The 26,455-nt window shown below is 72.3% G+C and carries 19 protein-coding genes and 1 riboswitch; of the genes, 11 read left to right on the top strand and 8 right to left on the bottom strand.

The genetic code is table 11. The annotated features are described in order from the left end of the window. Positions 1 to 113: 113 nt before the first annotated feature. Positions 114 to 605, top strand: coding sequence for a YbaK/EbsC family protein (locus tag ACZ45T_RS26730; protein ID WP_468445512.1), 492 nt, complete (start codon positions 114 to 116; stop codon positions 603 to 605). A 71-nt stretch (positions 606 to 676) separates the two neighbouring features. On the opposite strand, the gene metE is transcribed toward ACZ45T_RS26730, so the two are convergent. The 4 genes from metE to aceA form a co-directional block, all read right to left on the bottom strand. After that, positions 677 to 3,034 carry a 5-methyltetrahydropteroyltriglutamate--homocysteine S-methyltransferase gene (gene metE, locus ACZ45T_RS26725; RefSeq protein WP_468445510.1) on the bottom strand — a complete coding sequence of 786 codons (2,358 nt, stop codon included), beginning with the start codon at positions 3,032 to 3,034 and terminating at the stop codon, positions 677 to 679. Positions 3,035 to 3,203: 169 nt separating this feature from the next. Further along, positions 3,204 to 3,428, bottom strand: a riboswitch (cobalamin riboswitch). A gap of 170 nt (positions 3,429 to 3,598) precedes the next feature. After that, positions 3,599 to 4,498 carry a 3-hydroxybutyryl-CoA dehydrogenase gene (locus tag ACZ45T_RS26720; protein WP_468445508.1) on the bottom strand — a complete coding sequence of 300 codons (900 nt, stop codon included), beginning with the start codon at positions 4,496 to 4,498 and terminating at the stop codon, positions 3,599 to 3,601. Next, complete coding sequence (aceB, locus tag ACZ45T_RS26715; RefSeq protein WP_468445506.1) at positions 4,495 to 6,099, bottom strand: malate synthase A; 1,605 nt, start codon at positions 6,097 to 6,099, stop codon at positions 4,495 to 4,497. Before aceB ends, ACZ45T_RS26720 begins: the two co-directional genes overlap by 4 nt. 92 nt (positions 6,100 to 6,191) lie before the next feature. After that, positions 6,192 to 7,505, bottom strand: a complete 1,314-nt coding sequence (gene aceA / locus ACZ45T_RS26710) for an isocitrate lyase (protein WP_468445504.1) — start codon at positions 7,503 to 7,505, stop codon at positions 6,192 to 6,194. A gap of 378 nt (positions 7,506 to 7,883) precedes the next feature. On the opposite strand from aceA, the gene ACZ45T_RS26705 reads away from it, so the two are divergent. Beyond that, a complete protein-coding gene (locus ACZ45T_RS26705) occupies positions 7,884 to 9,281 on the top strand; it encodes a short-chain fatty acyl-CoA regulator family protein (protein WP_468445502.1) in 1,398 nt (465 codons plus the stop codon). 49 nt (positions 9,282 to 9,330) lie between these two features. On the opposite strand, the gene ACZ45T_RS26700 is transcribed toward ACZ45T_RS26705, so the two are convergent. Further along, positions 9,331 to 10,503 (bottom strand): PP2C family protein-serine/threonine phosphatase, encoded by a 1,173-nt coding sequence (locus ACZ45T_RS26700; RefSeq protein ID WP_468445500.1) that lies wholly within the window; start codon positions 10,501 to 10,503, stop codon positions 9,331 to 9,333. A 150-nt stretch (positions 10,504 to 10,653) separates the two neighbouring features. Between ACZ45T_RS26700 and ACZ45T_RS26695 the strand changes: the two genes are divergently transcribed. The 5 genes from ACZ45T_RS26695 to ACZ45T_RS26675 all read left to right on the top strand — a co-directional run bounded on the left by ACZ45T_RS26695 (position 10,654) and on the right by ACZ45T_RS26675 (position 18,438). Continuing rightward, positions 10,654 to 11,589: a cyclase family protein gene (locus ACZ45T_RS26695; RefSeq protein ID WP_468445498.1), complete on the top strand. Its 936-nt coding sequence runs from the start codon at positions 10,654 to 10,656 to the stop codon at positions 11,587 to 11,589. Between the two features lie 132 nt (positions 11,590 to 11,721). Further along, positions 11,722 to 14,547, top strand: coding sequence for a SpoIIE family protein phosphatase (locus tag ACZ45T_RS26690; RefSeq protein ID WP_468445589.1), 2,826 nt, complete (start codon positions 11,722 to 11,724; stop codon positions 14,545 to 14,547). Between the two features lie 97 nt (positions 14,548 to 14,644). Continuing rightward, positions 14,645 to 16,210 (top strand): sugar ABC transporter ATP-binding protein, encoded by a 1,566-nt coding sequence (locus ACZ45T_RS26685; RefSeq protein ID WP_468445496.1) that lies wholly within the window; start codon positions 14,645 to 14,647, stop codon positions 16,208 to 16,210. Continuing rightward, positions 16,207 to 17,259 carry an ABC transporter permease gene (locus ACZ45T_RS26680; RefSeq protein WP_468445494.1) on the top strand — a complete coding sequence of 351 codons (1,053 nt, stop codon included), beginning with the start codon at positions 16,207 to 16,209 and terminating at the stop codon, positions 17,257 to 17,259. Before ACZ45T_RS26685 ends, ACZ45T_RS26680 begins: the two co-directional genes overlap by 4 nt. A 30-nt stretch (positions 17,260 to 17,289) precedes the next feature. Further along, positions 17,290 to 18,438, top strand: coding sequence for a substrate-binding domain-containing protein (locus tag ACZ45T_RS26675; RefSeq protein ID WP_468445492.1), 1,149 nt, complete (start codon positions 17,290 to 17,292; stop codon positions 18,436 to 18,438). A 40-nt stretch (positions 18,439 to 18,478) separates the two neighbouring features. Here ACZ45T_RS26675 and ACZ45T_RS26670 read toward each other — a convergent pair whose 3' ends face one another. Continuing rightward, positions 18,479 to 19,000, bottom strand: a complete 522-nt coding sequence (locus ACZ45T_RS26670) for a MarR family winged helix-turn-helix transcriptional regulator (protein WP_468445490.1) — start codon at positions 18,998 to 19,000, stop codon at positions 18,479 to 18,481. Between the two features lie 31 nt (positions 19,001 to 19,031). Here ACZ45T_RS26670 and ACZ45T_RS26665 point away from each other — a divergent pair, with 31 nt between their 5' ends. The 3 genes from ACZ45T_RS26665 to ACZ45T_RS26655 all read left to right on the top strand — a co-directional run bounded on the left by ACZ45T_RS26665 (position 19,032) and on the right by ACZ45T_RS26655 (position 22,209). After that, on the top strand, positions 19,032 to 19,664 hold the full coding sequence (locus ACZ45T_RS26665) for a mycothiol-dependent nitroreductase Rv2466c family protein (RefSeq protein WP_468445488.1): 633 nt from the start codon (positions 19,032 to 19,034) through the stop codon (positions 19,662 to 19,664). Further along, positions 19,645 to 20,901 carry an MFS transporter gene (locus tag ACZ45T_RS26660; protein WP_468445486.1) on the top strand — a complete coding sequence of 419 codons (1,257 nt, stop codon included), beginning with the start codon at positions 19,645 to 19,647 and terminating at the stop codon, positions 20,899 to 20,901. The genes ACZ45T_RS26665 and ACZ45T_RS26660 overlap by 20 nt, the downstream gene beginning before the upstream one ends. A gap of 138 nt (positions 20,902 to 21,039) precedes the next feature. Beyond that, positions 21,040 to 22,209 (top strand): hypothetical protein, encoded by a 1,170-nt coding sequence (locus ACZ45T_RS26655; RefSeq protein WP_468445484.1) that lies wholly within the window; start codon positions 21,040 to 21,042, stop codon positions 22,207 to 22,209. A gap of 157 nt (positions 22,210 to 22,366) precedes the next feature. Here ACZ45T_RS26655 and ACZ45T_RS26650 read toward each other — a convergent pair whose 3' ends face one another. Further along, on the bottom strand, positions 22,367 to 22,777 hold the full coding sequence (locus tag ACZ45T_RS26650) for a MarR family winged helix-turn-helix transcriptional regulator (protein ID WP_468445482.1): 411 nt from the start codon (positions 22,775 to 22,777) through the stop codon (positions 22,367 to 22,369). Positions 22,778 to 22,802: 25 nt separating this feature from the next. Further along, positions 22,803 to 23,681 carry an NmrA/HSCARG family protein gene (locus tag ACZ45T_RS26645; protein ID WP_468445480.1) on the bottom strand — a complete coding sequence of 293 codons (879 nt, stop codon included), beginning with the start codon at positions 23,679 to 23,681 and terminating at the stop codon, positions 22,803 to 22,805. Between the two features lie 513 nt (positions 23,682 to 24,194). Between ACZ45T_RS26645 and helR the strand changes: the two genes are divergently transcribed. Next, on the top strand, positions 24,195 to 26,360 hold the full coding sequence (helR, locus tag ACZ45T_RS26640; RefSeq protein WP_468445587.1) for an RNA polymerase recycling motor ATPase HelR: 2,166 nt from the start codon (positions 24,195 to 24,197) through the stop codon (positions 26,358 to 26,360). Positions 26,361 to 26,455: the final 95 nt, after the last annotated feature.

The raw sequence follows: 26,455 nt of genomic DNA, 5'->3' as shown, positions 1-26,455 counted from the left end.
TTCTCCTCGCCGGGGGTCGGTTGCTCCCACGCCCCGAGTGGATCTATCGTTCCACAAACAGAACGTTCCGTCTATGGAACGCATGCAGGTGCCACTTTGCACGAAGGAGTCACATGACGCCCCAGGAAGGCACGTCCCTGCCCGTTCGCAGCATGGAGGTGGCCCGCGCCCTCGCCGCGGCCGGCATCACGGGCGAGGTGCGCGAGCTCACGGAGTCGACGCGCACGGCCGCCGAGGCCGCCGCGGCCCTGGGATGCGATGTGGGCGCGATCGCCAACAGCCTCGTGTTCATCTCCGACGACGAGCCCGTCCTGGTCCTGACCAGCGGCCGGCACAAGGTGGACGCCACGGCGCTTGCCGCCCGGTGGGGACGCGGCAAGCTCCGGCGCGCCACCCCGGAACAGGTACGCGGGGCCACCGGTCAGGCGATCGGGGGCGTGGCTCCCGCCGGCCACCCCCGGCCGCTGCCCACGGTGGTCGACGAGGCCCTGACCGACTACCCCCGGCTCTGGGCGGCCGCGGGAACTCCCCGCACCGTCTTCCCGACCACCGCGGGCGAACTCCTCCACCTCACGGGCGGGATCCTGCTCCCCGTCGGCCCATGACCGGGCGTTCCGGCGCGTGATCCGTTCGGGCCGGAACGGGGGGTACGGAGTCGTTCCGGCCCGAACGGGCGTCAGGCGCCCTGCGAGACTTCCGAGCGCACCTGGCGGGCCGCTGCGACGAGGTGCTCCAGGGAGGCCCTCGTCTCGGCCCAGCCGCGGGTCTTCAGGCCGCAGTCGGGGTTGACCCAGAGCCGCTCGGCGGGGATCGCCTCAAGTCCCTTGCGGAGCAGGGCCGCCGCTTCCCCGGCCGAGGGGACGCGCGGAGAGTGGATGTCCCAGACGCCGGGGCCGACCTCGCGCGGGTAGCCGGCGCCGGCGAGCTCGTCGGCGACCTGCATGTGCGAGCGGGCCGCCTCCAGGCTGATGACGTCGGCGTCGAGGTTCTCGATGGCTTCGACGATGTCGCCGAACTCGGCGTAGCACATGTGGGTGTGGATCTGGGTGTCCGGGCGCACGCCGCTGGTGGTGAGGCGGAAGGATTCGGTGGCCCAGGCCAGGTAGTCGGCGTGGTCCGCGGCACGGAGCGGCAGCGTTTCGCGCAGGGCGGGCTCGTCGACCTGGATGACGGAGGTGCCGGCCGCCTCCAGGTCGGTCACCTCGTCCCGGAGCGCCAGGGCGACCTGGCGGGCGGTGTCGGCGAGCGGCTGGTCATCGCGGACGAAGGACCAGGCGAGCATGGTGACGGGGCCGGTGAGCATGCCCTTGACCGGCTTGGGCGTCTGCGACTGGGCGTACGTCGTCCAGCGCACCGTCATCGGATCGGGCCGCGAGATGTCCCCGGCCAGGACCGGCGGGCGTACGTAGCGGGTGCCGTAGGACTGGACCCAGCCGTGCTGGGTGGCCAGGTATCCGGTGAGCTGCTCGGCGAAGTACTGGACCATGTCGTTGCGTTCGGGCTCGCCGTGCACGAGGACGTCGATGCCGGTCTTCTCCTGGAAGGCGAGGACCTCGCGGATCTCCGCCTCGATGCGCTCCTCGTAGGCGGCCGTGGCGATGCGTCCCGCGCGCAGGTCGGCGCGGGCGGTCCGAAGGTCCGTGGTCTGCGGGAAGGAGCCGATGGTCGTGGTGGGGAGCACCGGAAGACCGAGGTGGGCGCGCTGGGCGGCGGACCGCTCGGTGTAGTGCTGCGAGCGGCGGCCGTCGGCGTCGGTGATCGCCGCGGTCCTGGCCCGGACCGCCGGGTCGTGCGTGAGGGCGGAGTTGGCGCGGGAGGCGAGGTCCGCGCGGTTGGCGGCGAGTTCGGCGGCGATGGTGTCGGTGCCCTGGGACAGGCCGCGGGCGAGGGTGGTGATCTCGGCGGTCTTCTGACGGGCGAAGGCGAGCCAGCGGCGGACCTGCGGGTCGATGTCGCGCTCGGCGGCGGCGTCCAGCGGGACGTGCAGGAGCGAGCAGGAGGCGGCGACGTCGACCCGGTCCGCGAGGCCGAGGAGGGTGGCCAGGGTGGCCAGGGACTTCTCGTGGTCGTTGATCCAGATGTTGCGGCCGTTCACGACGCCGGCGACCAGGCGCTTGCCGGGCAGGCCCCCGATGGCGGCGAGGTCGGCGAGGTTGGCGGCGGCGCGGTCGGTGAAGTCGAGGGCGAGTCCGTCGACCGGGGCCTTGGCCAGGACGGGCAGGGCCTCGCCGAGCCGGTCGAAGTAGGACGCGATCAGGAGCTTGGGCCGGTCGGTGAGGGCGCCCAGTTCGCGGTAGGCGCGGGCGGCGGCGTTCAGTTCGGCCGGGGTGCGGTCCTGGACGAGGGCGGGCTCGTCGAGCTGGACCCAGTCGGCTCCGGCGGCGCGGAGCTCGGCCAGTACCTCGGCGTAGACGGGCAGCAGCCGGTCGAGCAGGGTGAGCGGCACGAAGTCCGCGGCGACACCGGGTGCGGGCTTGGCGAGGAGCAGGTAGGTGACCGGTCCGACCAGCACGGGGCGGGCGGTGTGCCCCAGGGCGAGCGCTTCGCGCAGCTCGGCGACCTGCTTGGCGGGATGCGCCGTGAACCGGGTGTCGGGGCCGAGCTCGGGGACGAGGTAGTGGTAGTTGGTGTCGAACCACTTGGTCATCTCCAGCGGGGCCACGTCCTGGGTGCCGCGCGCCATGGCGAAGTAGCCGTCGAGCGGATCGGCGTCCACCGCGGCGCGGTGGCGCTCCGGGACGGCGCCGAGCATGACGCTGGTGTCGAGGACGTGGTCGTAGTACGAGAAGTCGCCGCTGGGCACCTCGTGGATGCCGGCGTCGGCGAGCTGACTCCAGTTCGAGCGGCGCAGGTCCGCCGCGGTCTCCCGGAGGGCGTCGGCGGTGACGCGGCCCTTCCAGAAGCCCTCGACGGCCTTCTTCAGTTCCCGGTTCCCGCCTTGCCGGGGGTAGCCGTGGACGGTGGCGCGTGCGGCCGCGGGTTCGGGTGTGGCAGCGGGTGCGGGAGCAGGTGCGGGTGCGGAATTGCTGGTCACGGGACTCTCCTTCGCGAGCGTGTCTCCATGGCCGGTGACCGGCCGGAGGCGCGAAGGGGTGACCAAGCGGGCGGACCGTGAACGCGCCCCGACAGGAACGCGCGGATGTCCGCCTCGCATGTACTCCCCCGGACCCGCCCACGAGGTCACCGGGATCCGTGCGCGATCGGTCGCGTACGGGCAACGGGCAGGTCTTCGGACTCGCGGGCACGCCTGCCGGTTTCCCGGCGGGCACCTACTGGCCGTCGCTTCCCAGGACCGGTTCCGGTCCCAGTGCTCATGACGGCGGTCGTTCCCGCTCACCGCTGCGGGGCAGTCCCGGATTCCCACCGGGTTCCCTCTTACGACGCATCCCGCCTGGCGGACGGGGCGAACCAGCTGCACCGGCCACCCTAGGCCCGCGTCGCGCCGGACGGGTAGCACGGCTCACATCCCGGACGGTGATCTGGGACACGCGGACGGTGAACGCCCAAGGCAGCAAGGCGCGGAGTGGCTCACCAGGCCACTGCGCGCCTCGCTCACACCGCTACGGGCCCCTCATGCCCTGCGGCTCGCCGGAGCCCCTCAGCCCCGGCCGTACGTGTGGAACCCGCGGCCGGCCTTCCGGCCGAGCAGCCCCGCCTGGACCATCCGCCGGAGCAGCGGTGGCGGGGCGTACAGCGGTTCCTTGAACTCGTCGTAGAGGGATTGCGCGATGGCGGCGACGGTGTCGAGCCCGATGAGGTCGGCCAGCTTGAGCGGGCCCATGGGATGGGCGCAGCCCAGCTCCATGCCCGCGTCGATGTCGGCCGCGGTGGCGAAGCCGGATTCGGCCATCCGGACGGCCGAGAGGAGGTAGGGGATCAGGAGGGCGTTGACGACGAAGCCGGACCGGTCCTGGGAGCGGATCGCGGTCTTGCCCAGGGTGTCGTGGACGAAGGTCTCGACGGCGGTGGCGGTGTCCGCCGAGGTGTGCAGGGAGGTCACCACCTCCACCAGGGGGAGGACGGGAACGGGGTTGAAGAAGTGGAGGCCGATGACCCTGTCGGCGCGGCGGGTTGCCATGCCCAGACGCATGACGGGGATGGCGGAGGTGTTCGTGGCTAGGATCGCCCCCGGGTCCTCGACGATCTTGTCGAGTGCGGTGAAGACCTCGGTCTTGGCCTCGGGGTTCTCGGTCACCGCTTCGATGACGAGCTGCCGGTCGGCGAGGTAGTCCAGGTCGCCGGTGAACAGCAGCCGGGCCAGTGCGTCCTCGGCCGAGAGCCGGTCGAGCTTGCCGCGCTGCACCGCGCGCTCCAGTGACGTCGCGACGCGCTCACGGGCCGCACGGGCGGCGGTCGCGTCGGCCTCGGCGACGACCGTGTCCAGGCCGGCCCGGGCACAGACCTCGGCGATGCCCGCGCCCATCTGGCCTCCGCCGACGACGCCCACCCGCCGGATGGCGCCGGGCAGCAGGGGGCCGGGCTGCAGGGGGCCGCTCATGACCGCACCTGCGCGGCGGCGACGGTGCGGCGGACGAGGTGCCGGGAGTAGGCGTCCGGGGTGAAGAAGGCGGGCAAGTGCGTGGCCAGGGCGGTACGTTCGAACACCTCGCGGGCCTCCGCGGCCAGGGCGCCCGGGTCCTCCTCGGCCAACGCCGCGCACTCGGCGTCCAGCAGGCGGGTGACGGTGGCCCGGTCCACACTGCCGTGGCGGAGCCACTGCCAGATCTGGACGCGGGCGATCTCGGCGGTCGCGGCGTCCTCCATCAGCCCGTACAGGGCGACGGCGCCGCTGCCGCGCAGCCAGGCGTCGAAGTAGCGCAGTGCGACGGCGACGTTGACGCGCAGGCCCTCCGCGGTCGGGGGTGCGGCGATCCGCCGGACGGACAGCAGGTCGGCCGGTTCCACGTGGACGTCCTCGCGCGTGCGCTCCAGCTGGTGGGGCCGCTCGCCCAGGACGCCGTCGAAGACCTCGCGGCAGACGGGAACCAGCCCGGGGTGGGCGACCCAGGAGCCGTCGAAGCCGTCCTCGGCCTCGCGTTCCTTGTCGAGGCGGATCTCGGCGAGGGCGGCGGCGTTGGCCCCGGTGTCCCGGCTGGGGACGTGGGCGGCCATGCCGCCGATGGCGTGGGCGCCGCGCTTGTGGCAGGTGCGGACGAGGAGTTCGGTGTAGGCGCGCATGAACGGTGCGGTCATCGTGACCTTGGCCCGGTCCGGAAGATGGAAGTCCGTGCGGTGGCCGAAGGTCTTGATCAGGCTGAAGAGGTAGTCCCAGCGGCCGGCGTTCAACCCCGCGCTGTGCTCGCGCAGTTCGTGGAGGATCTCCTCCATCTCGAACGCGGCGGTGATCGTCTCGATGAGGACGGTGGCGCGGACGGTGCCGCGCGGGATGCCGAGCAGCTCCTGGGCGAGGAGGAACACGTCGTTCCACAGGCGGGCCTCGTAGCTGTTCTCCAGCTTGGGGAGGTAGAAGTACGGGCCGTGCCCGGCGTCGATCTGCCGCCTCGCGCAGTGGAAGAAGTACAGCCCGAAGTCGACGAGGGAGGCGGACACGGGGCGCCCGTCGATCTCCAGGTGTTCCTCGGTCAGGTGCCAGCCACGTGGCCGGACCATGATGGTCGCGACCTGCGCGCCGAGGCGGTACTCCTTGCCCTCGGGGGTGGTGAAGTCGATGCGCCGCTCGATGGCGTCGAGCAGGTTCAGCTGGCCGCCGATGACATTGTCCCAGGTGGGCGCTGTGGCGTCCTCGAAGTCCGCCATCCAGACGCGGGCACCGGAGTTGAGGGCGTTGACGGTCATGCGGCGCTCGGGGGGCCCGGTGATCTCCACCCTGCGGTCGGTGAGTCCGGGACCGGGGGGAGCGACCCGCCAGTCGGGGTCGTCGCGCACGGCACGGGTGGCGAGCGGGAAGGCGAGCGGCTTGCCGTCGGCCAGGTGGCCGGAGCGGCGGTGCCGCTCCTTGAGGATCTCCCGACGGCGGCCGGCGAAGGCCGCGTCGAGTCGGCCGATGAACTCCAGGGCCTGGGGGGTCAGGATCTCCTCATGGCGCTCACCCGGTGCGCCGAGAACCCGGACACTGCTGGTCAGGGGCTTCAGGGACATGCGGTTCTCCTCAGCGGGGCGGTGGGTGCCCGACGGGGACGGCCGGCGGGCACCCACCCGGAATCCGGTCGGCGGGGCCGTTCGAGGACGGGTTAGTGGAACTGCTCTTCCTCGGTGGAGCCGGCGAGCGCGGTGGTGGAGGAGGCCGGGTTGACGGCGGTGGAGACCAGGTCGAAGTACCCGGTGCCGACCTCGCGCTGGTGCTTCACGGCGGTGAACCCGTGCTCCTGGGCCGCGAATTCGCGCTCCTGGAGGTCGACGTAGGCGGTCATGCCGTGTTCGGCGTAGCCGCGGGCCAGGTCGAACATGCCGTGGTTGAGGGAGTGGAAGCCCGCCAGGGTGATGAACTGGAAGCGGTAGCCCATCGCGCCCAGCTCCCGCTGGAACTTGGCGATCTGGTCGTCGTCCAGCGCCGCCTTCCAGTTGAAGGAGGGGGAGCAGTTGTAGGCGAGCATCTGGTCCGGGTACTGCGCGTGGATCGCCTCGGCGAACTCGCGAGCCTGCGCCAGGTCCGGGGTGCCGGTCTCGACCCAGATGAGGTCGGCGTACGGGGCGTAGGCGAGACCGCGGGCGATGACCGGCGCCATGCCGTTCTGCACCCGGTAGAAGCCTTCCGCGGTGCGCTCACCCGTGACGAACTGGGCGTCGCGCTCGTCGACGTCACTCGTGATCAGGTTGGCGGCGAGGGCGTCCGTACGGGCGATGACCAGGGTCGGGGTGTCGGCGATGTCGGCGGCGAGGCGGGCCGCGTTGAGGGTGCGGATGTGCTGGGAGGTGGGGACGAGGACCTTGCCGCCGAGGTGGCCGCACTTCTTCTCGGAGGCCAGCTGGTCCTCGTAGTGGATGCCGGCCGCGCCCGCAGCGATCATCGCCTTGGTCAGTTCGAAGGCGTTGAGCGGGCCGCCGAAACCGGCCTCGGCGTCGGCGACGATCGGCGCCAGCCAGTCCGTCCCTCCGTCGGTCGAGCCCGTCGAGCCCGTCGAGCCACCCTCGGCGGTGGCGATCTGGTCGGCGCGCAGCAGCGCGTTGTTGATCCGACGGACCACCTGGGGAACGGAGTTGACCGGATACAGGCTCTGGTCCGGGTAGGTGTGGCCCGCCTGATTGGCGTCGGCCGCGACCTGCCAGCCCGAGAGGTAGATCGCCTGGAGGCCGGCCCTCACCTGCTGGACCGCCTGGCCGCCGGTCAGCGCGCCCAGGGCGTGGATGTAGTCCTGCTCGTGGAGCTGACGCCACAGCCGCTCGGCGCCGCGCCGGGCCAGGGTGTGCTCCTCGCGGACGCTGCCGGACAGCCGGACCACGTCCTCGGCGCTGTACGTCCGCTCGATCCCGGCCCAACGCGGGTCGGACGCCCAGCGCTGCTTCAACTGCTGGGCCGCTGCCGTCGTCGTGTTCGCCTCTGCCATGACCGTCACCGTTTCCGTGAGTCGCTTGGTCTGCCAATGCTCTCGTCAGCAGGACAAGGCATTGGCACTGTGTGCCTGAGCAAGGGGTTGCGGCCGCCGGGCCCACCCGTGGGCGGAACTGAGCAACGGTGCAGGGCAACCGCGTGCGAACCGCCGGGATCTCCGACGTCAGGGCGTGCATCGTGCCCCGACTGTGCGCCTCGGCCGCCGGGGTCCGGCGGGCCGCAGGACAGACTCTGGCAGTGGCACGCAGTGCCCTCAAGAAGGGACGTATGCCAAGTTCTGCGAATCTTCCCGGGCGTTTTTGCCAAGGTTGCAAAGGTCGGCATCGGTGATGTCGCGCGTACGCTGAACCCGACCTAGGGGCGGAGGAGTCCGGTGAGCAAGACGTACGCGGGGGCGCGGCTTCGGCGGCTGCGTGAGGAACGCCGGATGAGCCAGGCGGAGCTGGCCCGGGTCCTCGGCATCTCGCCGAGCTACCTCAACCAGATGGAGCACGACTCGCGTCCGCTCACCGTCCCGGTGCTGTTGCGGCTGACGGAGGCCTTCGGCGTCGACCCCGGCTTCTTCTCGGAGCGCGACACCGGCCGGCTCGTGGCCGACCTGCGCGAGGCGCTCGCCGCGGAGGTCGCCGAGGCCCGTGTCTCCCCCTCCGACCTGGCCGAACTCGCCACGCGGATGCCCGCCGTCGCCTCCGTCCTGCTGGATCTGGGCCGGCGCGGCCAACTCCTCGCCGAGCGGCTGGCGCAGACGCCGGACGGCCGCGACGGCGGGCCCGCGGCGCCGCGCTCGCCGCACGAGGAGATCCGCGAGTTCTTCTACCGACGGCAGAACTACCTCCACGACACCGACCTCGCCGCGGAGGGCCTGGCCCAGGAGATCGGCATCCGGCCCGGGGACGTCGTCCGTGTGCTCTGCGCACGCCTCGCGGACCGCCACGGGGTCAGGCTGGCGGCCGGCTCCGACCGGCTGCACCACTTCGACGCGCGCGCACGGGTCCTGCACCTCTCCGGCCGGCTCCGCCCGGGGCAGCAGGCGTTCCGGATGGCCACCCAGCTCGCCCTGCTGGAGTACGGGGCCGACCTGGACCGGCTGGCCGCCGAGGACTTCGCCCCGGCCTCCCCGGCCCACGCCCTGGCCCGCATCGGCATCGCGAACTACTTCGCGGCCGCGCTGATCCTCCCGTACCGGGCCTTCCACACGGCCGCCGAGGAATTCCGCTACGACATCGAGCGACTCACGGACCACTTCGGCCTCGGCTACGAGACCGTCTGCCACCGCCTCAGCACCCTGCAACGGCCCAGGCTGCGCGGGGTGCCGTTCTCCTTCGTCCGGGTCGACCGGGCCGGCAACATGTCCAAGCGGCAGTCCGCGACCGGATTCCACTTCTCCCGCGCCGGCGGCACCTGCCCGCTGTGGAACGTGTACGAGGCCTTCGCCGCGCCCGGCCGCATCCACGTCCAGGTCGCCGCCATGCCCGACGGACAGCGCCACCTCTGGACCGCCCGCGCCGTCACCCGCCACCGCGGCGGCTGGGGCGAGCCCGGCAAGACGTTCGCGATCGGCCTCGGCTGCGAGATCCGCCACGCCGCGCGCCTGGTCTACTCCGACGGCCTCGACCTCGACAACGCGGCGGCGGCCACGCCCATCGGGATGGGCTGCCGCCTCTGTGAGCGCCTCGACTGCCCGCAGCGGGCCGTCCCGCCGCTCGGCCGGACCCTCGCCGTGGACGAGAACAGCAGCACTTTCATCCCGTACCCGGTCAGCGGGAGCTGACGGCTGCGGAGAGCACGTCGGGCCGCGGAGACCACGTCGGGCCGCGTTTTCACGTCAGGCCGCCCGGCTCCTCGCCTTCGATCCGGTCGACGATGATGACCGCCACGTCGTCCGCCAGGGCGTCCTGCGTGTGGCGGAGCAGTGCCTGGCGCAGACCTTCCAGGAACGCGTGCCGGGTGTGGCCGCGCATCGCCGTCATGGCCGCGGGCAGGTCGAAGAACGCGTTGTCGCCGTCGCGGGCCTCGATGACCCCGTCGGTGTGCAGCAGCAGCCGGTCCCCCGGCGCGAACGGATAGGTGTCCGTCCGCCCGGGCGGGCCGGTGATGAATTCCTCGAGACCGAGCGGCGGCAGCGGGGAGCTGGGCATCAGGGCCCGGACCGTGCCGTCGCGCATCAGCAGCGGCGGGGGATGGCCCCGGTTGATCACCTCGACGTCGGGGCCGTCCGGGATCTGGGCCACGAGCGCGGTGACGAAGCCCTCCAAGAGGGCGTCCTCGGTGCCGGCCAGGCCCGCGCCGACGCCCGCGCCCGCGATGGCGGCGTCCCGCCGCAGGGCCGCTCCGCAGTGGTTGATGACCTCCACCAGGTCGTCCTCGTAGTGCACGGACTCCCGGAACGCGCCGAGCACGACCGCGGCGGCCCGTACGGCGGGCAGTCCCTTGCCCCGGACGTCCCCGACGATCATGCGGACCCCGTACCGGGTCTGGACCGCGTCGTACAGGTCGCCGCCGATCTGCGCGCCCGTCTCGGCCGCCAGGTACATGCTGGCCGCCCGTACGGGGCCCAGCCGGTCCGGCACGGGCCGCAGCAGGACCTCCTGGGCCGCCGCAGCGATCCGGCGCACCTGGTTGAGCTCGTTCTCCCGGCGCGTGCGGACGGCGCGGCTCGTCATGAAGCTGGCCACCGACACCAGGAACAGGGCGAGGAAGTTCGTGTAGACCTGCTGTCCGCCCCAGGCGTGGTTGTGCGTGGCGGTGGTCACGCTGACCGCGACGGCCACCCCGGCCGCCGCGAGGGTGCCCTTCGGCCCCATCGTCACGGCCGCCAGCGCGGGTGTGGCGACCAGCAGGGGGCCGGTGTACACGACGTGGGCAGGCGTGAGCTCGACGAGGAGTACCAGCAGGGCGATCGCGAAGGGCACGCACTCCGCGAGGGCGAAGAGGACCTGGTGGTGGTGGCCGCCGGCTCCCGGTCCCGGGGGCGAGCGCACGGGCGCTCTCATGAGTCCAGCCTGCATCGCCCGGGCGTACGGCCGCCACTCATCGGCGCATCGCCCCCCAGAAGCGTCCGGCCGCCGGCCGGACCGGGTATGCATGCGGAAAACGGCGGGCCGCCCCCGCCGCCCCTGAGCCGTCTGGAGCGCCGCCCGCCCATGAGCACCGACCCCGCGGAGGTTCCCCGGGTCTCCCGCCGGGAATTCGACGCCCTCTTCGCCTCGGTCCGTACGTGGGGCCGCTGGGCCCCGGCCGACCGGGGCGCCTGGAACCGGGTCACCCCGGACCATGTGCGCCGGGCAGCCGCCCTGGTCCGGGACGGGACGACGGTGCCGCTGGGGCTGCCGTGGAACACCCGGCCGGGCCCCGACAACACCAAGCCCGCCCTGCACTACATGTCCGACCTCGGCGATGTGGAGCCCCCGGAGCCGACCACCCACAAGGACTTCCTCGCCGTCGACTACCACGGCAAGGGCGTCAGCCATCTCGACGCGCTGTCACACATCGCCTACCGGGGGCAGCTCTACGAGGGGCACCGGGCACGCGAGGTCATCGGCGCCGGCGGCGCCCGCTTCGGCTCGGTGGCGGCGCTGGGCCCGCTGGTCACCAAGGGCGTGCTCCTCGACCTGCCCGCCGTTCTGGGGACCGACTGGCTGGAGCCCGGGCAGGCGGTCCGCGCCCGTGACGTCCTCGCCGCCGAGCGGGCGCTGGGCGTCGGGATCGACGACGGGTGCGCGGTGCTCCTGCGCTCCGGCCGGTTCCGGCGCCGCCGCGAGCTGGGCCCGTGGGACGTGGACGCCGCCAGCGCGGGCTTCCACGTGGACGCGCTGCCGCTGCTGGCCGAGCGCGCGATCAGCCTGCTCGGCGCGGACGGGGACAGCGACGTACGGCCCTCCCCGGTCGAGGGCCTCCACTCCCCCGTCCACGCCCTCGCCGTCGCGGCCATGGGGGTGCCCCTGCTGGACAACCTGGACCTGGAGGCGCTGTCCGCCGCGTGCGCGACGGCGGGACGCTACGAGTTCATGATCGTCGTGACGCCCCTCAACGTCCCCGGCGGAACGGGATCGCCGGTCAATCCGGTCGCTCTCCTGTGAAGCGACAAATAGCCAGGAATATACTCGAAAGGCGCTGATTCAACATTCATCGCACGGCACCGCACGCACGCACGGACCAGAGCGATCATCCCGGTACGGCCGAGGGCCCGCGGGCCAGGGGAAGTGATGCAGATGGGGGTCACGGGAGAGCAGATCGGCCCCGCACGCTCCCGTGAGCGGTTCCTGGTGGGCGAGTCGGTCGAGACCGGGGTGCGCGGTCCGATCCTGAACTCGTGGCAGCGCTGCCGGCTGCTGGGACTGTCACCGGACCAGAGCGAGCTGCCGTACCGGGACGACTTCGATCCGGACAGCCGGCTCGTACGGGCGGCGCGGCCCGTCCTCGACCAGCTGCAGTCCCGGTTCTCCGGCAGCCAGATGAACATCTCGGTCGCCGACGCGAACGGCATGGTGCTGCAACGCCGGTTCGGCGATGCCTCCCTGGCCCACACCCTGGCCCCCATCCAGACCGTCCCCGGCTTCGTCTTCGCCGAGCGCTTCGCCGGGACCAACGGCATCGGCCTCGCGCTGGCCGAACGGGGCCCCATCCAGGTCTACGGCGCGGAGCACTTCGCCGAACGCGCCCAGCGCAACGCCTGCTGCGCCGTCCCCATCCGCGACCAGCTCAGCGGGCACATCGTGGGCGTGCTCTGCTTCGGGTACCCGCACGCCTACGAGCGCCCGGCCCTCCCCCTGCTGCTCGGCCGGGCGGCCGCGACCATCGAGCGGCGGCTGATGGAGCAGAGCTCGGCGCGCGAGCGCGGGCTGCTGCGCACGTACCTCGATGCCGAACGGCGCGCGCACACGGCCGGGGCCGCCGGGGACGGGCTCCACCTCGGGCCCGCCGTGCCGGCCGGCCCGGCCGGACTGGACCGGCTGGACGAACTGGCCGACCTCCAGCTGGACCCGCACGACCAGACAATCCTCAAGGAGAAGGCGACCGAGCTGATCTCCTCGGCCCGGCCGGGCGCCTTGGACGTGGTCCTTCCGCACGGCCGTGAGGCCACTCTGCTGAGTCACCCGGTCACGAGCGGCTCCGGCGTGGCGGGCATCGTCGTCGAGGCCGTACTCAGCGGCGGCACCCCGCCGGTCCACCACCTCCCCCTCTCGCCCCGCTCGGGACCGCCGCCGGCCGGAGCACCGGCCGCCGCACCGCCACCGCCTGGAACACCGGCCGCCGCGCCGCTGCCCGCCGGAGCGCCGGCCGACAGCGCGGCCCCCCGCCCCGGCACGGTCCGGGGCCTGGTGCTGGTCGGCGAGCCGGAGGTCGGGAAGTACGCCGTGGAGGCACGGCGCCGGCTGGAGCTGCTGGCCGAGGCCAGCAGCCGCGTCGGCACCACCCTGGACGTGAGCCGCACCGCGTGGGAGCTCGCCGAGATCGCGGTCCCGCGCCTGGCCGACTACGTCACCGTGGACCTGCCCGAGGCTGTACTGCGGGGCGACGAGTCCGCCCATCCCGAGGCCGAACTGCACCGCGCCGTGCGCCACGGCCTCCGCGCCGACAGCCCCTTCTTCCCAGTCGGACAGCACGTGGAACTCCAACCCGGATCCCCCCACATGCGTGCGCTGGTCGAAGGACAGGCGGTCCTGGAGGCCGAGTTCGACCCCGCGGCCGGCTGGATCACCGCGAACCCCGCGCACGCCCGGCACGCCCGGCGAATCATGGCGCACGGCGTGCACTCCCTCATCGTCGTCCCGCTGCTCGCCCGCGGCGTCCTGCTCGGCATCGCCGCCTTCTACCGCGCGCAGGACCCGGCCCCCTTCGGCGACGACGACGCCCGCCTGGCCCAGGAACTCGCGGCCCGCGCCGCCCTGTGCATCGACAACGCCCGCCGCTACACCCGGGAGCACACCCTCGCCCTGACCCTCCAGCGCAGCCTGCTCCCGCGCGGCCTGCCCGAGCAGGGCGCCGTCGAGGTCGCCCACCGCTACCTGCCCGCCGAAGCCGGAGTCGGCGGCGACTGGTTCGACGTCATCCCGCTGTCCGGCGCCCGGGTCGCCCTCCTGGTGGGCGACGTGGTGGGCCACGGCCTGCACGCCGCCGCCACCATGGGGCGGCTGCGGACCGCCGCACGCAACTTCGCCGAGCTGGAACTCGCCCCCGACGAGCTCCTCACCCACCTGGACAACCTCCTGGTGCGCCTGGACCGGGAGGAGGGCGACGACCCTGCCACGGGCAGCACCGGTTTCGTCGGCGCCACCTGCCTGTACGCCATCTACGACCCCACCTCGCGCCGGTGCACCATGGCCCGGGCCGGCCACCTGCCGCCCGCCCTGGTCGGACCCGACGGCAGCGTGAGCTTCCCGGACCTGCCCGCCGGGCCCCCGCTGGGCCTGGGCGGCCTGCCCTTCGAGACGGCCGAGATCGAGCTCCCCCAGGACAGCACGCTCATCCTCTACACCGACGGGCTCGTCGAGGACCGCCACCGCGACATCGACGTCGCCCTCGACCAGCTGCAGCGCGCCCTGGCCCACGCGGACCGCAGCCCCGAGGACACCTGCCAGGCCGTCATGGACGCCATGGCGCCCGAGCACCCCGCCGATGACATCGCCCTCCTCGTCGCCCGCACCCACACCCTGCCCGCCGACCGGATCGCCGCATGGGACCTGTCCGCCGATCCCGCGCGGGTCTCCGACATCCGCGCCGCCGCCACCCGGCAGCTGGCCCAATGGGGGCTGGAGGAGCTCTCGTTCGCCGCCGAGCTGCTGCTGAGCGAGCTGGTCACCAACGCCGTCCGCTACGGCACCGAGCCGATCCAGGTACGCCTGATCCACGACCGCGCCCTGATCTGCGAGGTCTCCGACGGCAGCAGCACCGCCCCGCACATGCGGCGGGCCGCCACCACGGACGAGGGCGGCCGGGGCCTGTTCCTCGTCGCGCAGCTGGCCCAGTCCTGGGGCACCCGTTACACCCACCGCGGCAAGGTCATCTGGGCCGAATGCGCCCTGGACGCGGCATAACAACCGTATGAGCCGGGTTTACCCCTTGACTGCCAGTAGCATCCTGCCTGTCCCACCCTCCCCAGAGGGGGATCCGAGGTCGGCCCCGGAGACGTCCGTGCATGACGCCCATGACCCTTCCGACACCTCGACGAGCCGCCCGCCCGGGCGCTCCGGCGGGGACCCGCTCGTGCGCATACGCGGTCTCGGCAAGCGGTTCGGCGGCACCGTCGCGCTGGACGCGGTCGACCTCGACCTCCACCGCGGCAGCGTGCTCGCCCTCCTCGGCCCCAACGGCGCCGGGAAGTCCACGCTCATCAAGGTGCTCGCCGGGGTCCACCAGGCCGACGAGGGCGAGGTGACGGTGGCCGGGCACCCGCTCGGGTCCGAAGCCGCCTCCGCCAAGATGTCGTTCATCCACCAGGACCTCGGCCTGGTCGAGTGGATGACGGTCGCCGAGAACATCGCCCTGGGGACGGGCTACCCGCGCCGCCACGGCCTCATCTCCTGGCGGCGGACCCGGGAACGCTGCGCCGAGGCCCTGCGGATCGTCGCCGGGCACCTGGACGCCGATGCCCGGATCGCGGACCTCGCGCCCGCCGAGCGTTCCCTGGTGGCCATCGCCCGCGCCCTCGCGCGCCGGGCGGAGCTCTTCGTCCTCGACGAGCCGACCGCCACGCTCCCCGCCGCGGACTGCGCCCGGCTCTTCGACGTGCTGCACACCCTGCGCGACCGGGGGCACGGCATTCTCTACGTCAGCCACCGGCTCGACGAGGTGTACCGGGTCGCCGACACGTTCGCCGTCCTGCGCGACGGCCGCCTGGTCAGCGGAGGGCCGCTCGAAGGGTACGGTCCCGCTCGCCTGGTCCGTGACATCGCGGGCGGCGTGCCGGCCGGCCGCGGGCCCGCCGCCGCCGTGCCCGCCGGCCGTCCTCCCGTACTGCGTCTCGACGCCGTGACGACGCAGCGCACCGCGCCCGTCAGCCTGGATCTGGCGCCCGGCGAGATCCTCGGCATGGTCGGGCTGACCGGCGCCGGCCACATGCACCTGGGCCGCGCCCTCGCCGGCGCGCTGCCGCTGCTCGGCGGACGGGCACTGCTCGACGGCCTGCCGTACCGCCCGCGCACCGTGGCCGCCGCCCTCGGCCGGGGAGTCGGCTTCGTGGCCGCCAACCGCCAGGAGGAGGGCTGCGCCCCCGATCTGACGGTCCGGGAGAACTTCCTGGCCAACCCCCGGGCGGCCGGCGTGCCGGCGTGGCGCTGGCTCGGTCCCCGGCGCGAGCGGCGTGAGGCGGCCGCCCTGATCGAACGGTTCTCGGTGCGCCCCCGCGACAGCGAGGTGCCCATCGCCACCCTGTCCGGCGGCCATCAGCAGAAGGTCGTCCTGGGCCGGTCGCTCCGCGCGCGGCTGCGGCTGCTGATCCTCGAAGAGCCGACCGCGAGCGTGGACGTCGGCGCCAAGGCGGCGATCCACCGGCTGCTCGACGAGGCGGCCGCCGAGGGCCTGGCGGTCCTGCTCGTGTCCACGGACTTCGAGGAGGTCGCGGACCTCTGTCACCGCGCGCTGGTCTTCGTACGCGGATCGGTGGCGGCCGAGCCGGCGGGCGCCGCCCTCACGTCCGCCGAACTCACCCGCGCCGCCTCGGCCATGCCCGCGATCACCGGAAGCACGACGGCCTCGTGACCCCCTGGTCCCCGCGCGGGCACGTCATCGGGAACTACGGCCTGCTGACCCTGACCGCCCTGCTGTTCCTGGTCTTCTCCGTGGCCCTGCCGGACACCTTCCCCACCCGGGACAACGTGTCCTCGATCCTGTCCAACCAGTCCATCCCCGCCCTCCTCGCACTCGGTGCGACGATCCCCATCGCCACCGGCAAGTTCGACCTGTCCATCGGCTACGGGCTGGGCCTGGCGCACGTCCTGGTGATGCACCTCATCGTCGAGGAGGGGACGCCGTGGCCGCTCGCCTGTCTCGCCGTCGTCCTCGGCGGGGCGCTGGTCGGCGCCCTGAACGGTGTCGTCGTCGAGTTCGCCCACATCGACTCCTTCATCGCGACGCTCGGCACCGGCAGCATCATGTACGCCCTCACCGGATGGCTCACCGACGGCAGCAGGATCGTGCCCGGCCCGGACGGCCTGCCGGCCTCCTTCACCGGCCTCTACGACGCCCGGTTCCTCGGTCTGCCGGTGCCCGCCTTCTACGTCCTCGCCGCCGTCGTCGTCCTCTGGGTGGTGCTGGAACGGCTGCCGTTCGGCCGGTACCTGTACGTCGTCGGCTCCAACCCCCGCGCCGCCGGCATCATCGGCATCCCCACCCGCAGGTACTCCGTCTACGCCTTCGCCGGATCGGGCCTGGTCGTGGGCATCGCAGGGGTCCTGCTCGCCGCGCAGCAGCAGGTCGGCAACCCGAGTGTCGGCCTGGACTACCTGCTGCCCGCCTTCGTCGGCGCACTGCTCGGCTCCACCACGATCAAGCCCGGCCGCGCCAACGCGCTCGGCACCCTCGTGGCCGTCAGCGTGCTCGCCGTCGGGCTCGCCGGAATCGGCCAGCTCGGCGCCCAGTTCTGGGCCACCCCGCTGTTCAACGGAGGCACGCTGCTGCTGGCGGTCGGCCTGGCGGGCTACGCGGCCAGGCGGCGGCTGCGCACGCGGGCCACGGCGGACCGGCACCCGCCCGACGAACCACCCGAACCGCCCGGGCCGTCGGCGGCGGCCGCAGCCGACGCCCGGTAGACCTCCAGCGCACCCCCGGTCAGGAGCACTGTGTACCCGAACCGCACCAGCGTCCTCGCGGCCGCGGCCCTGTGGGCGGCCGCCGCCACCCTCCTCGCGGGCTGCGGAGGCGGCTCGTCGCAGCCGCCTGCCGCGGCCTCGCCCTCGACGGCCGGCTGCCCGGCGGTACTCGCGCAGGCGAAGGAGGCCGTCGGGCGGGCCGAGCGTACGGACGACTCCTGGAACGGCCCCACGACCGGCCCCGTGGCGGTTCCCGACAAGACCGTCGTCTACGTTGCCCAGACCATGACCAACCCCGGTGTCGCCGGAGTCGCCAAGGGCGTCCGGGAAGCCGCGGCGGCCATCGGCTGGCAGGTCCGGGTGATCGACGGGGAGGGCACCCCGGCGGGCATCCAGGCCGCCCTCAGCCAGGCGGTCACCCTCAAGCCCTCGGGCATCGTCATCGGCGGCTTCGATCCCCTGCTCACGGCGCAGCAGACGGCCCGGGCAGCGGCGGCGGACATTCCGCTGATCGGCTGGCACGCGGTCGGCGCCCCCGGACCCAGTACGAATCCCCGGCTCTTCACCAACATCACCACGAAGGTGGAAGAGGTCGCGAGGGTCAGCGCGGACTGGGTCATCGCCCGGTCCGACGGCCACGCCGGGGTCGTCGTCTTCACCGACGACTCCATCCCGTTCGCCCGCAACAAGGCCGAGCTGATCAAACGGCAGCTCGCGGCCTGCCCCGCGGTGACGCTGCTGGCGACCGAGAACATCCCCATCCCGGACGCGAGCCAGCGCACCCCGCAGCAGGTCTCCTCCCTGGTGTCCCGCTTCCGGGACCGGTGGACCCACTCCGTCGCGATCAACGACCTCTACTTCGCCGACGCGGCTCCGGCGCTGCGTGCCGCCGGGCGCCCCGGCGGGGGACCGCCCTTCAACATCGGCGCGGGCGACGGCGATCCCTCCGCCTTCCAGCGCATCAACAGCCGCGGGTTCCAGGCCGCCACCGTCCCCGAACCGCTGGCCCAGCAGGGCTGGCAGATCATCGACGAGTTCAACCGCGCCTTCGCCGGCCGCCCCGCCAGCGGCTACGTCGCACCCGTTCACGTGGTGACGGCAGAGAACAGCGGCGGGGCCACGTCCTGGGACCCGCGGGGCTACCGCGAGGCGTACCAGAGGGTCTGGCGCGGTGAGTGACCCGGAGCCCGAGGCAGCCGCTTGGGGTACTGCGGGTCACTCAGCCGGACTCCCGGTCGTCGTCTGAGGCCAGTGTCGAGGCGAGTCGTCCGAGCAGGTGCGCGAGCTGTGTTCGCTCGTCCTCGCCGAGCCCGGCGAGGAGTCGGCGCTGGTTGTCCAGGTGGACGGCGATGAGTTCGTCGGTCAGTGCGAGGCCCTCGGCGGTGAGGGTGATGAGGCGTCCGCGCGAGTCGGTGTCGGCGACGGCCCTGCCGACCAGGCCGCGGGCTTGGAGCCGGTCGACCCGCTTGGTCACCGCGCCGGTGGTGACCAGGACGGTGCGGCTGAGTTCGCCCGCGGAGAGGGTGTAGGGCGATCCGGCACGGCGGAGCGCGGCGAGCACGTCGAAGTCGCCGTTGCCCAGACCCGCCGCGGCGAACGGCGGGCGCAGTCGCCGGTCCAGCGTGTCCGTGAGCGTGAAGAGCCGGCCGATGACGAGCATCGGTGTCGCATCGAGGTCGGGGCGCTCGTGGGCCCACTGTTCGGTGATGGCGGCGATCGCGTCTGGCTCCGTGGGTTCCATGGGTTCCATTCTATCTTCCATGGAAGATAGAATGCCTTCCGTGGAAGATAAATCTGCTGCCCAGCTCCCGGTGACGGTCGACTGCTTCTTCGACCCCGCCTGCCCCTACGCCTGGATCACCTCCCGGTGGCTGCTCGAGGTGGAACGACTCCAGCCGATCGATCTGCGCTTCCGGATCATGAGCCTGTCCGTACTCAACGAGGACCGCGAACTCGAGCCCTGGTACCGCGAGTTCAACGACCGCGCCTGGGGCCCGGCCCGGGTGTGCGCGGCCGCCGAAGCCCTGCACGGCAACGCGATCCTGCGCGACCTCTACACCGCACTCGGCAACCGCATCCACGGAGAACGCAACAAGGACTACGACGCGGTCATCACCCAGGCCCTCGACGAACTGGGGCTGCCGCCGTCCCTCGCCAAGGCCGCGTACGGCGACGAGTTCGACGCCGCCTTGCGCGCCAGCCATCTGGCCGGGCAGGAAGCGGTCGGCGAGGAGGCCGGCACGCCCGTCGTCACCGTGGACGGCGCGGCCTTCTTCGGCCCGGTCCTCACCTCCGTCCCCCGGGCGGAACAGGCGATCCGGCTGTTCCAGGCCGTGCGGACCCTGGCGGGGATGGACGATTTCGCCGAGCTGAAGCGTGGACGCGGTGCGCTCGACGTCGACTGAGCCCCCCATACGCACCCATCGGCGCTTCATCACCGCCAGCCTCGTCGACTCGGTCGGCGACGGCATCTACGTGCCCTTGACGATGCTGTTCATCCACTCGCTCACCGGGCTTTCGCTGACCTCGGTCGGCGCGGGCCTGACGGTCGCCGGGCTGTGCGCGCTGGCGTTCATGCCCGTGACGGGCGTCCTCATCGACCGGTTCGGCGGCCGGCGCGTGTTCATCGGCGCACTGGCGCTGCGGGTGGCCGGATTCGCCGCGTATCCCTTCGCCGACTCCCATCCCGCGTTCCTCGCGGTCGCCCTGGTCGTCGCGGTGGGGATGTGGGCCTCCTCGCCCAGCCAGCAGGCGCTCATCGGCGATATCGCCGAAGGCACCGAGCGCGACCGGCTACTGGCCTGGAACCGCAGCCTCCGCAATGCCGGCATGGGAGTGGGCAGCCTGGCGGCGGGAGGCATGCTCGCCTTCAACGGCAGTACCGGCTTCATCGCCGTCTCGGCGGTCCTGGCCTCGGTCTTCGCTGTCGCCGCGGTCCTGGTCGGCCGGGTCCCGGCGGCCCGCATCAGCGCAGTCAGGCCGGCCGAAGGCCGTGACGGGTTCCGGGCAGTGCTCGCCGACCGCCCCTACCTGCTCATCACAGCGGCCAATTTCCTCATCGCCTTCGGCTACACCGCCCAGGCCATGGCCCTGCCGGTCTTCCTCACCCGCGACGTCGGGCTCCCCGACGTCCTGGCCGGGGCCGTGTTCGCGGTCAACACCGCGATCGTCGCCGCGCTCGGCGTGCCGGTCGCCCGCCTGACCCTGCGCGGCAGGCGTACCCGCGGGGCCGCGCTCGGCGCGGTCGTCTTCGCGCTCTCCTTCGCCGCCTTCGCCGCCCTGCCCCGGCTCGCCGGCGGTTCCACCGCCTTCGTCGCCGTCCTGGCCGTCGCGGTGCTCTACACCGCAGGCGAGCTGGTCCACTCCGGGCCCGCGCAGAGCCTGTCGGTCCAGGCCGCTCCCGACCACCTGCGCGGCCGGTACCTGTCGGTCTACCAGCTGTCCTGGTCCCTCTGCCGTACCATCGCGCCGCTCCTGCTCGGGTTCCTCCTGGAGGCCGGGCCATGGCGGTTGTGGACTGTCCTGGCGGTGATGGTCCTGGCCGGCGCGGCGGTCCTGCTGCTGGCCGAGCGCAAGCTGCCGGCGCACGTCCTCGGCACGCGCGAAGTCGCCGGTACCGCTCCCCAGCAGGTCACGACCTGACGGCCGAAGGCTTGTACGACCTGCGTGACGCGGTCCTGCGGATGCACGCGGCCTGTAGGAGTGTCAGGCTCTTCTTGGCGCTCCTGTCTGCGCCCACATTCGCGCACTTGGCCCCGGAACCGTCAGCGGAGAGCAGCCATGAGCGATTTCCTGGTGAACACCACCAACACCGGCAGGCAGTTTCAGCCGTCCGTCGAGTCCTTCTCCGGCGCGCGGTACCAGGCCGTATGGTCGGACGGCAGTGACGCGAGCGTCAAAGCTCAGAAACTGTCGACGAGCGGCACGAGGATCGGTGAGGAATTCCGGATCGACACACCGGTGGTGCCGGACGGCAACACGAACCGGCAGTGGCCGGCGCTCGAAGCGGCCGGATTCGGTTCGTTCGCCGCGTGGATCGAGCAGCCCTTCAACAATCCGCCGCCCAACCCGCGGCTCGTCCTGCAGAGGTTCTCCGGCGCGAATCCGGTCGGGGCGCCCGTCCAGGTCAACACAGGCGACATCGACCCGACGCAGCGGCCGTCCGTCACCCGCATGGTCGACGGAGGGTGCGTCGTCGTCTGGGCGGGCGCCCGCATGGACCAGCGCATCCGGGCTCAGCGTTTCAACGCCGAGGGCGCGAAGAAGGGCTCCGAGATCGCCGTCAACACCACCGAGGGATTCCACGTGAAGCCGGCGGTGACGGTTCTGAAGGACGGGGACTTCGTCGTCGCCTGGACGGTGGACCCCTCGGCCATCGGCGGCGGACGGCTCACCTACCGGGTCTTCACCTTCGAGGGACAGCCGCAGGGTGGTGAAGTCCTGCCGAACGTCGGGGGATTCCAAGGCGTGAACGCCATCACGCTGCTCGACAACGGCAGATTCGTCGTCGCCCACATCGAGGCGATCCAGCCCAGCGATCTCGGCGTCTCGCAGACCACCGTCCAGGCCAGCGTTTTCAGCCCGGCCGGAAACGGATCGGTCATCACCAGCGTCACCGCAGGCAGCCCCCGGGACTTCAACCGCTCGGCGCCGGCCCTCACGCCTCTGCCGGGCGGACGCTTCCTGCTCGCCTGGGTGGAGAAGAGCGCCGTCACCTTCTCCACCGTCCCCCAGGTCAAGGCGATGATGTGCTCGGACTCGCAGCTCTCCCTCGGCCCCCCGGTCCAGGTCAGCTCGGGGACGGCGGGAAACCGTTTCCACACGTGCGCCGCGGCCGCCTTCGGCGACGGCGCCGAGAGCGTCCTCCTTGCCTGGACGGACCAAGACGGAGACGGGGACGTCACCGTACGCGGCCGCACCTTCCAGGTCGCTGCGGACCAACTCGTCTAGTGCTGTGGCCGGAAAGGTTTGCCGGGTCGCGGCGTCCGGTGCGGTACATCGCAAGGCGGAGGGCCGCGGCTCGTACTGGACGTACCAGCGCGGTCCGACAACGCGGCGAGGTGCCGTGCCGGGGGCCGCGACCCGGTGAACCTTTCCGGTCACAGCACTAGCCGGTCGCCGCTTCGATATTGCGGGTCATGCGTTCCAGGACGAGGACGGCCGTGCGGTACTCGTCCTGGGAGATCCCGGTCGCGGACAGGGCACGGAACGCGTCGACGCGGTCGGCGACATCGGGCAGGCGCCGGCGGCCGCCGGGCGTGAGCGCGAGCCGATCCGGCGCGGGACGGGTTGCCCAGCCATCGGCGAGCACGACGTCCATGGCTTCGGTCAGCGTGGGCATGTCGGCATCGACGGCGAGGGTCGACAGGATGTGGGCGTCGGTGGCCTCGCCGTCGTCATGGATGACCTTGAGGATCTGCCAGGCGATTCGGGTGAGGCCGAACTCCGCGAGCATGTCGTTCATGGAGCGGGTCAGCGCCTGGTCGGTGCGGTTGAGCCAGTATCCGATGGGCTTCATGGGGGTGTTCTCCAGGGGTGGGGTGTCAGTGGTGCGCGGCGGCGGTGGGCAGGATGGCCCGCCAGTCCTGGCGGTTCGCCCAGTCGGCGAAGCCGTGCCAGCCGACTTCGGGGTAGTCGCGGCGCAGTGCGGCGACGTCGATGTCGAGGCCTGAGGTGGTGAAGTACTCGAACATGGCGGCCAGGTCGGTGGACCGGGTGCGTACGTAAGCGAGCGGCACCTCCTCGTAGGAGAGGGGACGGCCCATGGCGGCGGCGAGGATGTCCGCCATCTCGCCGGGAGTTCGCTCGTCGGAAGCGATGTCGATGCGCTGCCCGGCGAACTCGTCGCGGCGCTGAAGGACGAGTGCGGCGAACGCGCCGATGTCTTCGGCGGGGATGAGGGTGAGCGGGCAGCCGACCGGCATGGGCCAGGCGAACGTGCCGTCGCGCAGCCCGTCGAGGGTCCAGCCGCTGGTGTAGTTGTCCATGAACGCCGCCGGAGCGATCACCGTCCACGGCACGCCGGAGGCGCGCAGGTGCTGTTCGATCAGGCGCTTGCTCTCGTAGTGCGGGACGCCGGTGTCGCGGTCGGCGTGAGCGGCAGAGGTGAACACGACGTGCCCGAGGCCTGCGGCCACCGCGGCGTCGACGAGGTCCTTGCCCTGCCGGGTCTCGGTCGCGGTGTCGGTTTCGAACGTGGTGACGGCGAAGAGGGAGTCGGCGCCGGCGAGGGCGGCGTCGAGGGAGGGGCGGTCGTCGAAGTCGGCGTGGTGCACCTCGGCGCCGAGGTCGCGCAGGGTTTCGGCGGCGGGCGAGTCGACGTGGCGGGTGAGGGCGCGCACCCGGTGGCCGGCGGTGAGCAGGCTGCGGGCGGTGGCTCCGCCCTGGGCTCCGGTGGCTCCGGTGACGGCGACGGTGAGCATGGTTCTCCTTTAGGCACTTTCGCTGCGTTGCGCAGTTACTGCGCTACACAGGAGACTAGAGGAGATCGCTGCGTCGCGCAGCAAAAAGGAAGGTGGCCCACGTCACACACGGCTCGGCCCGAGAAGGCCCAGCCGTGGACAGGAGCGGAAGAGGAGCGGGAGAGGACGAGGGAACCGCCATACGTGGCGCGTTGCCGCCTCGGGAAGGGCTTGCCCGTCTACAGCGGGCGATGAGGGCAAGAGGGAAAACCCACCCCTTGCCACTTTCAACTTATAGCGCACTGGGGGGCTTGCGGCAAGGCCCCGGTCGTACCGCAGAATCGCTCGTCGAGGCCGGAAACTGCGGAAGTGGGAGATTCACAAAGTGCGTGTGTGGGTGTGGACTTACGGGTCGTGCGGTGACGTCGAGCCGGTGGTGGGACGCGTGCCGCGGTTGCGGGCACTCGGCGTCGAGGCGCAGGTGTGCCCCTCGGCGGACTTCACGGGCGCGACCTCGGACTGGAGCTGATGGACATGAACTCCCTGACCACCAGCGCGTTCGGCCTTCCCGAACACCTCTCCCCCAAGGCCGACCCGGCACTGATCGACGGCGACGAGCGGCACTTCGCGGCCATCGCGGAGAGTCTTGCGCAGGCGATCGCCGAAGTGTCCGACCGCCTCGATGCCGAGCGCCTGTCGCCCGGCGGCATCGGCCGGGAGGCGATGGACCGGGACCTGGAGATCCACCGGCTGACGGGGCGTCTGCGCGCCTTGCGCCGCTTCGGTTTGGACCTGTGCCTCGGACGCATCGTCGGTGCGGACGACCCCGAACCCGTGTACATCGGACGACTCGGCCTCACCGACAGCTCGGGGCGCCGGCTGCTGCTCGACTGGCGCTCCCCCGCGGCCGAGCCGTTCTTCGCAGCGACCCACGCCAACCCGATGGGGCTGGCGAGCCGCCGCCGGTACCGCTGGACCCGCGGCCGGATCACCGACTACTGGGACGAGGTGTTCACCGCCGACGGGCTCGAAGGGCACGCCGCGCTCGACGACCAGTCCGCCTTCATCGCCAGCCTGGGCAGCAACCGCTCGTCCCGGATGCGAGACGTGCTCGGCACCATCCAGGCCGACCAGGACGCGATCATCCGTGCGGGATCGCGCGGCGCTCTCGTCGTCGACGGCGGCCCGGGTACGGGCAAGACCGTCGTCGCCCTGCACCGAACTGCCCACCTCCTCTACTCCGATCCTCGCCTCGGTCACCGTCGGGGCGGCGTGCTGTTCGTCGGTCCGCACCGGCCCTACCTGGACTACGTCGCCGACGTCCTCCCCAGCCTCGGAGAGGAGGGCGTGCAGACCTGCACCGTGCGGGACCTCGTCGCGGAGGGGGCCGGGGCAGCGGTCGAGCGCGACCCGGACGTGGCCCTCCTGAAGTCGTCCGCGGACATGGTGAAGGCCATCGAGCCGGCCGTCGGCATCTACGAAGAGCCGCCCGCCAAGGGGATGATGGTCGAGACCCACTGGTCCGACATCTGGCTGAGCGCCGACGACTGGGCCGTGGCCTTCAAGGCACCGGATCCGGGTACTCCGCACAACGAGGCGCGCGATCAGATCTGGGAGGAACTGGTCACGATCCTGCTGGACAAGCACGACGACGACGAGGTCTCGCCCGACCTGTTCCGCAGGTCGCTGCGGCAGAACAGGGAGCTGGTCACGGCCCTGGACCGCGCGTGGCCGATGCTCGAAGCGACTGACCTCGTCGGAGATCTCTGGTCGGTCCCCGCCTACCTGCGCAAGTGCGCTCCCTGGCTCAGCCGCGACGAGGTTCAGAAGCTCCAGCGCGAGGACGCCCAGGCCTGGACGGTGTCCGACCTGCCGCTCCTGGACGCGGCACGGCAGCGCCTCGGCGACCCGGAGGCGTCACTGCGCACGCGTCGGCACAACGCCTCCGTCGCCGCCGAACGCGAGCGCATGGCCGGCGTCATCGACAGCGTGATCGCGGCCGATGCCGACGGTGAAGGTGCGGTGACGATGCTGCGGGGCAAGGACCTGCAGGACAGCCTGATCGACGAGACCGCACTGCCCACCGCCGACCGGGACCTGCTCGCCGGCCCGTTCGCGCACATCGTCGTGGACGAGGCTCAGGAACTGACCGACGCGGAGTGGCAGATGCTGCTGCTCCGCTGCCCGTCCCGGAGCTTCACCATCGTCGGTGACCGCGCCCAGACCAGGCACGGGTTCACCGAGTCGTGGCAGGAACGGCTCGAGCGGGTCGGGTTCGACCGGATCGACCTGGCTTCCCTGAGCATCAACTACCGGACTCCTGAAGAGGTCATGGCGCAAGCCGAGCCGGTCATCCGAGCCGTGCTCCCGGACGCCAATGTGCCGACCTCGATCCGCAGCAGCGGCGTCCCCGTCGTCCACGGGTCCGTCTCGGACCTGGACTCGACCCTCGACACCTGGCTCGCGGCACACGCCGAGGGGATCGCCTGTGTCATCGGCACGGGTGCCATCGACGGTGACAGGTTCCGTACGACGTCCCGCGTGCGGTCGCTGACCCCGGCCCTGTCGAAGGGGCTCGAGTTCGACCTGGTCGTCCTCATCGACCCGGAGTCGTTCGGCGAGGGCGTCGCAGGCGCCGTAGACCGCTATGTCGCGATGACCCGAGCGACCCGGCAACTCGTCATCCTCACGAGCTCCTGACATGGGCCCGGGGACACAACAAGAAAAGGGGGGGGGGGGGGGGGGGGGGGGGGGGGGGGGGGGGGGGGGGGGGGGGGGAGGGGGGGGGAGGGACG

Source organism: Streptomyces sp. NPDC030995, from assembly GCF_055571215.1.
Note: the sequence above shows the minus strand (reverse complement) of the source record. Positions and strands in the feature narration are given on the sequence as shown.